Below are 12,876 nucleotides of genomic sequence, written 5' to 3'. Positions count from 1 at the left end.
AAAATCAATCGCCTCACCTAAACATATCTGCTATTCTTGCTAACCAAGAAACAGAACTGATCCGGGCATCCTTCGTCTTATCATTAAGGTCAATTATAGCACAGGAGTGTCCTAAGAACCGGAATCAGCCTTAGCCGACAGTCCCTTTTATTTCAAATTTTTTTCTTCTTTCGCTATACTGAAAATAAGGACGAAGAGAGAGGAGTGAGACGATGTTTAAAGAATTTAAAGAGTTCTTGATGCGCGGCAATGTTATTGATCTTGCTGTTGGTGTTGTCATTGGTACTGCCTTCACTGCGATCGTAACGAATGTCGTTAATGGATTGATTACGCCGCTAGTAGGATTGATCGTTTCATTATTTACTAAAGGAAAAGATTTAAACGAAGCAATGTCTGTTTTAGATTGGACACCCGTTAAAGGCGTTACCTTTGCTTTTGGTGATGTTGTCAGTGCGCTGATTACATTCATTATTACTGGTTTTGTACTATTTTTAATCGTCAAGGCTGCTAACAAAGCACGAGAAACGACCATCAAAAACGAAGCTGACGAGCCTGAAGAAACGGTTCCTACAGCCGAAGAATACTTGGCGGATATTCGCGATCTATTAGTGGAACAAAAAAAAGCTGCACAAGAAAACTCAGAAGACAAATAAAAACCATGGAGCGTTCGCTCCATGGTTTTTAAATTGCTTCTGTTAGAAATTCGATCTCTACTGTGCGAGTCAATACATCGGAATAGCTGTATGAAACACGTTCGAAAGAATTTTCTTCTGGGTCCAAATCAACCACAAAAACTGAAGGATAGGTCTCGGTTAAGATACCTTTGCGTTGTGTTTGACGCTTGCGTCCCGTCTGAGCTACAAGCATAATCGGAGTACCAATACGATCTTCCAAGTTTTTCTTGATAGTCGCTAAAGTTGTTGGCATACAGTTCACCTCAACATATATTATAGCACAAATATAAAACTTTTCAATGTTATCACAAGATAAAAAAATTTGCAAATTCTTATCTGCTTATTAGGGAAAAATCCCCTTCAAATCATTCATCCAGTTCACTTATCTTTTTCTTGATTTTATTTTTCGTCCGGTTCAACGCATTCTTGATGGCCTTTTCTGTTTCTTTCAAATGCTGCGCAATCGTTTGGGGCTCTTCCCCTTTTAAATAATAATGCAAGGCACGGAGCTCTAAAGAAGATAAGGCAACTCCGCCAGTCATGATCATCTCACTAATACACATACTCTCTTCAACCACCTCATGATACTGAAAGTGTTCACTGAACGCTTCAGTCCCGACTTTTTCAATTGACACAGCATTCTGCTGAGCCAAACGCTTTTTGGCTCGTTGGCGACGTAAAAGGGAACGGATACGATTTTCAAAAATCATTTTGTAGTACAAACCGAATGTCGTTCCACGATCTTTGCGATAACTATGCAGAGCATCGTTTAAAGCGATCCGCCCTTCCTGCAACCAGTCATCCGAATCAAAATCACGTATCCGGTACCGAGATTGAATACTGTAAATGATTGGCAGGTATTGACTAAACATTTCTTCAAAAGCTTCACTATCAAATTTTTCTTCCATTCCAAAAAACACCCCTCTCACAAGTAAAAGCATACACTTTGCTTAAAAATGAGAGGAGTGTTAAATGGAATTTTATTTTTTTTGGCTTAATTCGTCCAGTTTTTGTGACAATTTTTGCAATTGTTCATTATTCCACGGAGAATTTCGTCGAAAATTTTTAAATTGCGTATCTTTAGTATCCCCAGTTATCAATGCCTCCGTCTGCTGAACCGTTTTATACAATTCTCGCGCAGAAGTTCGCAGAGCACCTTGAGAAAAAATCGTCCACTGTTCCGCCAAGTCGCTAGTCGCTACTGTTACTTGGGTCAGGCGATCATTCAATTCACCTGCGATCCGCTCGATATAACTATCTGCCGTTTCATCTTCCTTCGTGAAGACTACCGTTAATTGATACTTCTTATAGCTTTGCGTGATCCCCGGAACAAACTGAGCATCGAACACAACGATCGTTTCAAGGCCTTGATATTTCGCAAAGTTTGATAGACGAAATAATAAAGCCTCCCGTGCTTCTTCTAAGCGCTCTTGATTCTTCAAAGTTGTCAATTCCGGCCACGCACCGATCATGTTATAACCGTCAACGATCAACAATTGTTTTTTCATTACGGTTCACTTCGCTTTCGGAAGACTTCATACATCAATAGTCCCGCAGCTACACCCGCATTCAGGCTTTGGACATGGCCGGTCATCGGGATCGTCAGCATCTCATCGACTTCCTTTTTCAGACCCGCACTCATGCCTTTTCCTTCATTACCGATGATTAGGGCAATCGGACCCGTTACTTTCCATTGACGATAATCCGTGCCTTCCATATCTGTACCAAAAATCCAATAACCAGCTTCTTTTAATTGCTTAATGCTTTGTGCCAAGTTCGTAACACGCGCGATCGGTACGTATTCCACTGCACCTGTTGAGGCTTTCGTTACAACCGGTGTGATACCGACTGAACGATGCTTTGGAATGATTACACCTGACACCCCGCTAGCATCAGCCGTTCGTAAGATCGACCCAAAATTATGCGGATCTTCTAAACTGTCTAAAATCAGCAAAAACGGCGCTTCTACAGTAGAAGTTTTTGTCAATAATTCATCAAGAGTCAAATATTCGTAAGGTGTGATCCCCAGCACAATACCTTGATGGACACCGCCGTCACTTAAAGTATCCAGTTTTTGTTTCGGCACCCACTTTACAGGGACAGCTTGTTCTTTCGCCAAGCTTTTCAATTGGTCGATCTTATCCCCATGAGCGTCTTCTTGCATAAATAATTTATTTCCTCGGCCAGCCTGCAGTGCTTCTACACTGGCATGATGTCCGAAAACGAAATTATTCTCTTCCGGTTCAATCGCATCGATTGGTTCTTTGTGATAATCTTTCGGTCGATCATTTTTTCGTTGATTGCGCCGCTCATTTCCGCGTCGTTGTTTTTTATCCTTCATTTGCTTCGCCCGCTTTCTCTAAACACCACTTGATCAGCTCTTCCAATCGCTCTTTCCGCTCTAATAGATGTAAATAGCCCATTAAAGCCTCAAATCCAGTGGACATACGATAGGTCATGATATCGGTATTTTTTGCAGAGGTGTAGCTTTTGGCATTCCGCCCGCGCCGATAGATCCCCTGCTCTTCTTCTGTCAGCATACCATCTTCGATCATTTTTTGGATCAACGTTGCTTGCGCTTTAGCCGAAACATAATGAGTTGCCATGTGATGCAGCTTATTAGGACGTGTCTGCCCCTCACGCACAAGATAATCCCGCACGTAAGTTTCATAGATAGCATCGCCCACATAGGCTAGTGCTAATGCATTTAATTGTTTATAGTCTGTCATATTATGCTCGTCTCCAACGGACGCCTTGAGGGGTGTCTTCTAAAATAATTCCTTGATCCTTTAATTGATCACGAATTTCATCGCTGCGGGCAAAGTTTTTATCTTTCCGAGCTTGATTTCGTTCTTCGATCAATTGATCGATTTCTTCATCCAGCAGCCCGGCTGTTTGAAACTCAATGCCAAAAACTGCCAGCATACTCATAAATTCTTCTAACGCTGCTGTCAGAACTGCCGCCGAAACTTTGTCCTGTTCACTATAGTTGTTTAGCCATTTGGCAGCTTCGTAAACAACCGTAATACCATTAGCCGCGTTAAAATCATCATCCATCTCTTCAATAAAACGATCCTTCAGCGCGTATAACTCAGCTAATTTTTGCTCATCATCGGATAATTCTGTTTCTGCTGTGCTTTGACGGAACGTCGCATTTTCAAAAGCGGTCCGTAATTTTTGCAAATTCGCCTGAGCATCCTTCATCGTTGCTTCGCTGTAACGGATCGGACGACGGTATTGCGTCGTTGCCATGAAGAAGCGTAAAATCTGCGGGTCGATCTCTTTGACTAAGTCATGAACCGTCACAAAGTTTCCCAGAGATTTGCTCATTTTCGCATCATCTTCACCGATCGTTACATAGCCGTTATGCATCCAGTAATTCGCAAAGCGCTGACCGGTCTTCGCTTCACTTTGAGCGATCTCATTCTCGTGATGAGGAAACTCCAAGTCTTGTCCGCCACCATGAATATCGATCGTATCGCCTAGATGTTTGGTCGCCATTACCGAGCACTCGATATGCCAGCCTGGACGGCCTTCACCCCAAGGGGATTCCCAAGAGATTTCATCTGGTTTTGCGCTTTTCCATAAGGCAAAGTCTAATGGATCTTCTTTGATCGCCTGCTCTGCACCCGTTCTTTGGCTCGCGCCAACTTCCAACTCATCGATCGATTGATCGCTTAATTCACCATAATGCTCAAACTTACGCGTGCGATAATACACATCGCCTTTTGCTTCATACGCATAGCCTTTTTCGATTAACGCTTCGATAAACGCTAAAATATCAGGAATGTGATTGATGACCCGCGGATGCAAAGTCGCCGGTTTCACATTCAATGCGGCAGTATCCTCTTTAAATGCCGCAATGAAACGATCCGCTACTTCTGGTGCTGTAATCGATAATTCTTTCGCCGCTTTGATGATTTTGTCATCTACGTCTGTAAAATTCGATACATAATTCACCTCATAGCCGCGATACTCAAAGTAACGACGGATCACATCAAAGGCAATTGAACTGCGGGCATTTCCGATATGGATATAGTTATAAACGGTTGGTCCGCAGACATACATGCGGACTTTATTTTCTTCAATTGGTTTAAAAATTTCTTTTTCTCGTGTCAGAGTATTGTGTATTTTAATCATGTTGAACCTTCTCCCCTTTTAATCTAACTACTTTTGCAGGTACACCTACCGCTGTCGCATCCGCCGGTATATCTTTTAATACGACAGCACCCGCACCGATCTTGACTCTTGCGCCAATCTCGATAGGACCTAATATTTGTGCATTTGCCGAGATAAACGCACCTTGGCGTACCGTTGGGTGGCGTTTCCCTGTGTCTTTTCCAGTTCCGCCTAGCGTTACGCCATGAAACAGTACCACGTCACGCTCAACTTCCGCCGTCTCCCCGATCACTACACCCATTCCATGATCAATAAAAACGCCCGGAGCGATTTTGGCACCCGGATGGATCTCAATCCCCGTCAAAAAACGCCAAAATTGCGAGTGAATCCGCGCCAACAAAAACCAGCGATGCTTGTAAAGAAAATGCGAGAACTTATGGAAAAATAATGCATGAACACCTGGATATGTAAGTACTACTTCTGCGCCTGTCCTAACTGCCGGATCATTCCGTTTCGCTGCTGCGATTGCTTCTTGCCACCATCCCATTAACCTCAACCCCTTTTTTTATTATTGCTTGTCAGGTTTCCCCTAACTTTGAAAACTGACAAGTCGAATCCAGACTATTTAAATAATGTTTGTATCTTCATGCACTGCAAAAAGTCTAACTCGCAGTTACCTCGCGTTAAGGAGATCATTTTTCGAAAACCACGAAAAATGACTCAGATTCTCATTACGCATACCATTTTTCTAACCTGCTAAAGCAGGAAGAAAAAAGCTGGCAGTTAATTCGTTTTGAGGAATTAACTTTTTCAAAGAACGAAAAAGTTAGTTTGATTCTCATCGCACATACGATTGGACTATACTGTGCGATCAATAGTAAGTGATAACTATGTTGTCTTCCCTTTCTACTATGTAAACTGCAAAAAGTCCAACTCGCAAAATAAAAGCGTCTTTTGAGTTTCCTCAAAAGACGCTTTTACGTGGTCCCACTTTTGTTTGCAATTAATTATTGCCTTGAAACAGGTAACGTCTGTGAACCGTCCTCAGCTACATATCGCTGAGACCACTCGGAGATGCATTTCGTAAGGGTTGATTTGACTGCTTTCACCATCCGCAGTCTCTCTGAAAAATCACCGCTTACTACTTCTTCTCTTCTTTGTGTTTACATTACTTGATCTAAATGTGCTAAGGCTTTTTCTTTGCCTAATAATTCTACTGTTTCTGGTAATTCTGGTCCATGGACCACGCCGCTGACTGCTACGCGGATCGGCATCCACAGATTCTTTCCTTTAACGCCTGTTTCTTTTTGAACAGCTTTGATTGAAGCCAAAACGCCTGCTGCATCCACTGTTTCTAACCCTTCCAGCTGTGCTTTGAACGCAGCTAAAACAGTCGAAACACTTTCACCTGCTAAAACTTCTTTAGCAGCCTCGTCTAATTCAAGATGATCTTGGAAGAACAAACTAGAAACTTCAGTGATTTCTGCTGCGTAACTCATTTGCGGTTGATACAAGCTGACTACGCGTTTCACCCAATCTTTACGTTCAGGTGTTGGATTTTCTTCGACTTTACCAGCCTGAATTAAATACGGCAAGCACAAGTCAGTTAATTTATCCAAGTCCATCGCTTTGATGTAATGGTTATTGACCCACTCTAATTTCTTTTGGTCAAAGGACGCAGGTGATTTGCTTAATCGTTTTGTATCGAAAAGCTTGATCAACTCTTCTTGCGAGAAGATCTCGTCTTCGCCAACTGGTGACCAGCCCAACAAAGTAATAAAGTTGAACATCGCTTCTGGCAGATAGCCTAATTCACGATACTGTTCGATAAATTGTAAAATACTTTCGTCACGCTTGCTTAATTTTTTACCCGTTTCAGTATTGATGATTAATGTCATATGGCCGAACGTTGGACGAGGCCAACCGAAAGCATCGTAGATCATCAATTGTTTTGGTGTATTGGCAATGTGATCGTCCCCACGCAGCACGTGTGTGATCTTCATCAAATGATCATCTACTGCTACAGCGAAGTTGTAAGTCGGCATTCCATCGCGTTTTTGGATAATGAAATCGCCGCCGACATTGTCAGATTCAAAGCTGATCTCACCTTTGACCATGTCGTCAAACGCAAAGCTTGTATTGCGCGGAACACGGAAACGAATAACAGGTTCCAGTCCTTGCGCTTCTTTTTCCGCTTGTTCTTCTGGTGTAAGATTTGCACACTTGCCAGCATAATGAGGCATCTCGCCGCGAGCACGTTGCGCTTCACGTTCTTCCTCCAGCTCTTCAGAGGTACAATAGCATTTATATGCTAAGTTGCTCATCAGTAGTTGATCGATCAATGGTTGATAAACTTCACGTCGTTCTGATTGGCGGTAAGGACCATATTTCCCAGGGTTTTCTGGAGACTCATCCCAATCGATTCCCAGCCATGCAAGGTTTTCCAGCTGACTTTTCTCGCCGCCTTCGATATTTCGTTTTAAATCAGTGTCCTCGATTCGAATGATGAATTCTCCATCATTGTGGCGAGCAAATAGATAATTGAACAACGCTGTTCGGGCATTTCCGATGTGTAGGTGTCCAGTTGGACTTGGTGCGTAGCGCACACGTATTTTCGACATATATTAGTTCCTCTTTCCCGCTTATTTAACAAATGAAAATCATTTGCTACTCAACACAAATTGTACAATCAATCCACTGTTTAGTAAAGCTGCTCTGTTATTTTCCAGCCTTTTCGTTCGTGTAATCTAACTTTTTCTCAGGTGAATCGTCTTTGATGTTGCGGCTCGAATGAGCAGGCTTGGCAAAAATCATTCGTCCAGCAGCTGTTTGCAAGGCACTCGTCACGACAACTTCGATGTGTTCATTCATATAATGCTGGCCATCTTCCACGACGACCATCGTACCGTCATCCAGATAAGCGACCCCTTGTTGGCGCTCTGTTCCGGCCTTCACTACCAAGACATTCATATTCTCTCCGGGGATCACGACTGGTTTCACCGCATTAGCCAAAGCATTGATGTTTAAGACGGCTACATTTTGGAATTCTGAAACCTTATTCAAGTTGTAGTCATTGGTTACGATAACGCCATCCAGCAATTTAGCCAATTTGATCAATTTGCTGTCAACTTCACTGATATCTTCAAAATCCCCGTCATACATTTCAACGACAATCCCTTCCTCTTTTTGCAAAGAGTTCAAGATATCCAATCCGCGGCGTCCCCGCACCCGTTTCAAGCTGTCGCCGGAATCGGCGATGTATTGCAATTCATATAAAACAAAGTTGGGAATCATTAAGACCCCTTCTAAAAAGCCGCTTTTCGCAATATCGTAGATTCTTCCATCGATGATAACACTCGTGTCCAAAATTTTATATTTATGGAAATGATCATCGGCTTTACGTTCTAAAACCTCACCATCATTTGTCTCCGCTTTTTTGTTCCGACTAGTGAAGAATTTTTTCAATTCATCGATCCGTGTCGTTCCCATCCGAAATCCTAAATAGCCCAACAGCAGCATAATCAAGATCGGCAAAGCACTATTGATAAATGGAAGCGGGATCTGATACAACGGGGTCGTCCCAATCAATCCTAGTGTCAATCCTAAGATCGCACCCACCACTCCAAATAAGATATAAGTCAAGCTAAGTTCGTTTAATTGTTTCTCAATTTTTTTCACACCAACTGTGATTGGTTCTACGATTGCCAAAGAAATAATATAAAAAATAATTGCACCGATTAGGCCGTTCGTAAGTGAATTATTCAACCACATGTTGTCTGCATAACCAATTGCTGTCCATGCTGCGGGTAGTAAAGTAACTCCTAAACTAATCCCAACAATAAGAACAATCACTGTCAACACACGTTTTTGCATGCCATCCCTCCTAAATTCTATTAATTATTAAGGTAAATACCTTTGATTAAAGGGCGTGCCAGAAAATTTTCCTGACACCGCCTTAATTAACGAAATACTTTTCTTAGTGTTTCTCCTAATGTCGCCACCGGGATCAAGTCGATTCCCTTTGGCGGTTTCCAATCGCCCATATTATTCTTAGGCAGATAGATTTTTTTGAACCCTAGCTTGCTAGCTTCTTTGACCCGCTGTTCGATACTGTTGACTCGACGAATCTCACCGGTCAAACCAATTTCACCGATAAAACACTCAGTCGCTTCCGTGCCATTTTCTTTATAGCTGGAAGCAATCGCGACAGCCACAGCCAAGTCGATAGCGGGTTCATTTAACTTCACACCGCCCGCCGCTTTCAAGTAGGCATCCTGATTCTGCAGCAACAAGCCTGCGCGTTTTTCCAAGACCGCCATGATCAAAGAGACTCGGTTAAAATCCAGTCCAGTCGTCGTTCGCTTCGCATTGCCGAAAACCGTTGGTGTTACCAGAGCCTGCACTTCGACCAAAATCGGCCGGCTGCCTTCCATGGCTACGACGATAGCTGAACCCGTAGCGCCTTCCAAGCGTTCCTCTAAGAAAACTTGGGAAGGGTTAGCCACTTCGACTAAACCGCGTTCCCGCATTTCAAAAATCCCGATTTCATTGGTGGACCCAAAGCGGTTTTTTACTGCTCGCAGGATACGGAAGCTGTGGTGCTGTTCTCCTTCAAAGTATAAAACAGTATCCACCATGTGCTCCAGCATACGAGGTCCAGCAATATTGCCTTCTTTAGTTACGTGACCCACGATGAAAATAGCTATTCCATTGGTTTTCGCCAGCTTCAATAGTTCCGCCGTTGTTTCGCGGACTTGACTGACCGAGCCTGCCACACTGGTAATATCTGGTTGGGTCATAGTTTGGATCGAGTCGATGATCACGTAATCCGGCTTCAGATTTTCGATCGTTCGGCTGATCTCCCCCATGTCTGTTTCTGCGTACAAATAAAAGTCAGTATCGCTTGAGCCTAAACGTTCCGCCCGCAATTTGATCTGCTGGGCACTTTCTTCTCCGGAAACATATAAAACAGTCCCGCCGGTCGCAGCCAGCTGGTGGGACACTTGCAGCAGCAAAGTAGATTTCCCGATACCAGGATCCCCGCCGATCAATACCAACGAACCCGGAACGACACCACCGCCTAAGACCCGATTCAATTCTGCTAAATCGGTTTGAACTCGCGTTTCCTTTTTAAAGACGACATCTTTTAGTTTGGTGGGTGTCGCACGCTCTCCTGTAATACTGACACGATTGCGACGATCCTCAGGATGATTTTGTTCAATCTCTTCCACCATCGTGTTCCAGCTTCCGCAGTTAGGACACCGCCCTAAATACTTAGGTGAAACATAACCACATTCTTGGCAGATAAATTGTGTCTTGGTTTTCTTTGCCAAAACCTTCGCCTCACTCGTTTAATTTTTATCCGATGAACCGAAACCGCCTGTTCGTTCAGCTTCCGCTTCATCATTATCGGCTTTAAGAAATGGCAAGAAAATCCCTTGTCCGATCCGTTCGCCTTTTTTGATTTGGACATCTGTCAAACCAAAATTTGAAAATTGAAACATAATGTGCCCTTCATTATCAGGGTTATTGTAATAATCGCTATCGATCACGCCCACGCCGTTGCTTAATGTTAAGAAACGCTTCAACGGGTTGCTGGAACGATTCGCTAATTGCAAGTATTCATCTTGTCCCATGTAAGCTTTGATCCCTGTTGGAACCAATACAGGTTTAACGATTTTTTCAGATACTTCAGAACCTTTGGTAAAATGCTGAATGATCTGTTTCCAAACCGCTGGGATCACGATATCTGCTGCAGCTTCAAAATCATAGCCCGCCGCATTTTTGGTTGCCCGCTTTGGCAAGTTGATCTCTTTATCTTGATAAGCTGCTGTTACTTCGAAACCTCGTTTTTTCATTATAATCTCCTTTAATCCTTTAGCCTCAATTGGCTTGGCTGCACAGTTGGCTATCTCGACCTGAAACTGCTGAGAATAGAACTGACATCCTTTGTGAAATATATAGCTATTCTACCATAGAGCAGGCAGGTGTTCGAAAATCTTTTGCGAAAACTCTATGGAAATTTAATGAATTTTCTTAGCTTTGCCCTAATTCTCGCTGATTCGTTCATCCAGTGCCGGCAGGCGATTGATATACAGCTCGATCCGCTTAGCATACGAAGGGGTTTCTTCATATGTTTTGATCTGTTCCTGCAATGTTTTCAGATCATCGGTAACAATGCCGTTAACATTTAAAGAGATCATTCGATCCATCGAATCGGCATCGTTGACTGTCCAAGCGTACACATCCTTCTTTTCTAAATGTGCGCGTCGAACGAAATCGCTTGTCAGCGTTGTTTCTTCCATTGTATAAGCATTCGCCGGTGTCTGCGGGAATACTAAATTATAAGGCAAGACGTAACTGACATACAACTTTGGTGCCTTCTCCTTCAACTCGGTAACTACATCATAGTCCAAGGAGTGAATTCGATGGTGATGGGTCAAAATATTTTGCTGATACTTTTCAATGAAGCGATCGACCATTTCTTTTGAATCCGTCGAATTTGTTTTGATCTCAATCAATAATTTTTGCTGATGGTCATTCGCAAAAGCCAAATAATCGTCGAAACTTGCGATAGGCGCTACGTGGCCATTTTCAACTGCCTGCAAATCTTGAGTTTCGCTTAACGTCAATTCATGAGCTGTTTTATCTCTTCCAGTTAATTTTCTGAAATTTTTATCATGGAATACAACGAATTGATGATCTTTGGTTTCTTGAATATCCATCTCAATATAGTCGGGCTTTTCTTTGATGGTAGCAGCCATCGCAGGAATCGTATTTTGCACCCCATTGCCATTATCGACGCCACGATGAGAGATCGTTAAAGGGATCGAATCTCCCAACCCGGTCAAATAAAGGACGTTGCTAAGCAAGGTCGTCCCGCCTAAAAAGACAACTAATACTACTGCGGCGATCCGTGTCCATAGACTGGGACGAATTAACCGCAGCGGGCGTTCGCCGCTGATCACCAATGGATAAAATTTTTGAACCAGAACACTGAAATATAAAACCGTCGCCCATGCCAGCATCAACTGGCTGAAAAGCTGGATACTCGTCAAGGTGACCATCGCACCGATTGCAGGAATTGGCTTCGGCAGCGAATCAAGAACTACCTGCAGACCAAAACTCAGACCATAGCCTACATAGGAAATGATCGTTAAGAACACCGTCAGGATAAAGATTCGCCACGCATAATGCCAATAGCGATGATGGGTCAGCTCTAAACTTTTCGCTACTGCTTGTTTGGGCGGCTCGTCAGAAAAAATCATCAGCGGCAGCACAAACAATAAACGTATCCCAATGTAGGATACAGCCACAGAAGCAACCATTAATAATAGAAGAAACACGGTATTTTCACTCAGATAGTCCAAAATAAAAACTGGGATCGTGACTTTACTTAATAATGGTGTACGGAAAATCGCATTGGCAAAAGGCAAAATCAACACAAAATAAAATAGGAAGAAAAAGAATGTCGCCGGACGCAAATGACGCATTTGATACAACGATTGCTTGAAAAGTTCCCACAACGAACGGTTATCCTTCGTTTGGATGCTTTTGATACTGAACAATTGAAAGGTGAACTGCAGAAAAACCAATGTCAGTACCAGTGCCAAAAGCAGCAGCAGGGCTGCTAGGACACCCGGATGTTTCGTTACGATCGTTAGAATATTCGTGTTGGAAACATACGGGATATTCCCTCGCTTTAAAATGAACGCCACTAAAAACTGGACAATGGGGATCACCAGCATTTCTAAAACGATATTGGTCCCGACGATCAACAGTATGTAACTTCCCCAGTGGCGAAGAAATTCTCGTGAATAAGTGAAAAAGAATCGCAATGAAGACATTCGATACCCTCCTTTTGATTAATTATTAGTGTGGATCTGGCGGTGAATATTTTCCAAAAACCGGAAAATATTTTTAACCTCACTTCGCATACGATCCAACTAGACGTCTTGTCACTGTAACTTAATTTATATGTAGCTACGTTATCAGAATTCAGTTAGCTGCGAAAAGTTGGACTCGCAGCTAGCTCCGGGTGTGGTAATCATTTTTCTAAAAAAACAGAAAAATGAAACTATTC

The 12,876-nt window shown here is 42.8% G+C and carries 13 protein-coding genes and 1 other annotated feature; of the genes, 1 reads left to right on the top strand and 12 read right to left on the bottom strand.

Translation table 11 applies throughout. From position 1 onward, the window contains the following. Window positions 1-212 precede the first annotated feature (212 nt). Window positions 213-653 (top strand): large conductance mechanosensitive channel protein MscL, encoded by a 441-nt coding sequence (gene mscL, locus FFR60_RS07510; RefSeq protein WP_088934146.1) that lies wholly within the window; start codon window positions 213-215, stop codon window positions 651-653. Window positions 654-681: 28 nt separating this feature from the next. Here mscL and FFR60_RS07505 read toward each other — a convergent pair whose 3' ends face one another. The 12 genes from FFR60_RS07505 to FFR60_RS07450 form a co-directional block, all read right to left on the bottom strand. Further along, window positions 682-927, bottom strand: coding sequence for a Veg family protein (locus FFR60_RS07505; RefSeq protein ID WP_088934145.1), 246 nt, complete (start codon window positions 925-927; stop codon window positions 682-684). Window positions 928-1,039: 112 nt separating this feature from the next. Continuing rightward, window positions 1,040-1,582 (bottom strand): sigma-70 family RNA polymerase sigma factor, encoded by a 543-nt coding sequence (locus tag FFR60_RS07500; RefSeq protein WP_137663664.1) that lies wholly within the window; start codon window positions 1,580-1,582, stop codon window positions 1,040-1,042. A 72-nt stretch (window positions 1,583-1,654) separates the two neighbouring features. Beyond that, window positions 1,655-2,182 carry an NYN domain-containing protein gene (locus FFR60_RS07495; RefSeq protein ID WP_088934143.1) on the bottom strand — a complete coding sequence of 176 codons (528 nt, stop codon included), beginning with the start codon at window positions 2,180-2,182 and terminating at the stop codon, window positions 1,655-1,657. Further along, a complete protein-coding gene (rlmB, locus tag FFR60_RS07490) occupies window positions 2,182-3,015 on the bottom strand; it encodes a 23S rRNA (guanosine(2251)-2'-O)-methyltransferase RlmB (protein ID WP_137663663.1) in 834 nt (277 codons plus the stop codon). The genes FFR60_RS07495 and rlmB overlap by 1 nt, the downstream gene beginning before the upstream one ends. Next, window positions 3,005-3,403: a Mini-ribonuclease 3 gene (locus FFR60_RS07485; RefSeq protein ID WP_088934141.1), complete on the bottom strand. Its 399-nt coding sequence runs from the start codon at window positions 3,401-3,403 to the stop codon at window positions 3,005-3,007. The genes rlmB and FFR60_RS07485 overlap by 11 nt, the downstream gene beginning before the upstream one ends. 1 nt (window position 3,404) lies before the next feature. Next, entirely contained in the window at window positions 3,405-4,814 is a 1,410-nt protein-coding gene (cysS, locus tag FFR60_RS07480) for a cysteine--tRNA ligase (protein ID WP_088934140.1), read from the bottom strand. Then, on the bottom strand, window positions 4,807-5,340 hold the full coding sequence (gene epsC, locus FFR60_RS07475; RefSeq protein ID WP_137663662.1) for a serine O-acetyltransferase EpsC: 534 nt from the start codon (window positions 5,338-5,340) through the stop codon (window positions 4,807-4,809). Before epsC ends, cysS begins: the two co-directional genes overlap by 8 nt. A gap of 417 nt (window positions 5,341-5,757) precedes the next feature. Further along, window positions 5,758-5,960, bottom strand: a binding site (T-box leader). Continuing rightward, entirely contained in the window at window positions 5,957-7,414 is a 1,458-nt protein-coding gene (gene gltX, locus FFR60_RS07470) for a glutamate--tRNA ligase (protein WP_137663661.1), read from the bottom strand. Its footprint overlaps the feature before it by 4 nt. Before the next feature lie 97 nt (window positions 7,415-7,511). Beyond that, a complete protein-coding gene (locus FFR60_RS07465) occupies window positions 7,512-8,666 on the bottom strand; it encodes a PIN/TRAM domain-containing protein (RefSeq protein WP_137663660.1) in 1,155 nt (384 codons plus the stop codon). A gap of 86 nt (window positions 8,667-8,752) precedes the next feature. After that, window positions 8,753-10,126 (bottom strand): DNA repair protein RadA, encoded by a 1,374-nt coding sequence (radA, locus tag FFR60_RS07460; protein ID WP_137663659.1) that lies wholly within the window; start codon window positions 10,124-10,126, stop codon window positions 8,753-8,755. An 18-nt stretch (window positions 10,127-10,144) separates the two neighbouring features. Beyond that, entirely contained in the window at window positions 10,145-10,651 is a 507-nt protein-coding gene (locus tag FFR60_RS07455; RefSeq protein ID WP_137663658.1) for a dCTP deaminase/dUTPase family protein, read from the bottom strand. Window positions 10,652-10,840: 189 nt separating this feature from the next. After that, on the bottom strand, window positions 10,841-12,640 hold the full coding sequence (locus FFR60_RS07450) for a glycerophosphoryl diester phosphodiesterase membrane domain-containing protein (RefSeq protein WP_137663657.1): 1,800 nt from the start codon (window positions 12,638-12,640) through the stop codon (window positions 10,841-10,843). Window positions 12,641-12,876: the final 236 nt, after the last annotated feature.

Source organism: Enterococcus hulanensis, from assembly GCF_005405485.1.
Lineage (GTDB): Bacteria > Bacillota > Bacilli > Lactobacillales > Enterococcaceae > Enterococcus_A > Enterococcus_A hulanensis.
This window is presented reverse-complemented; position numbering and strand designations above follow the sequence as displayed.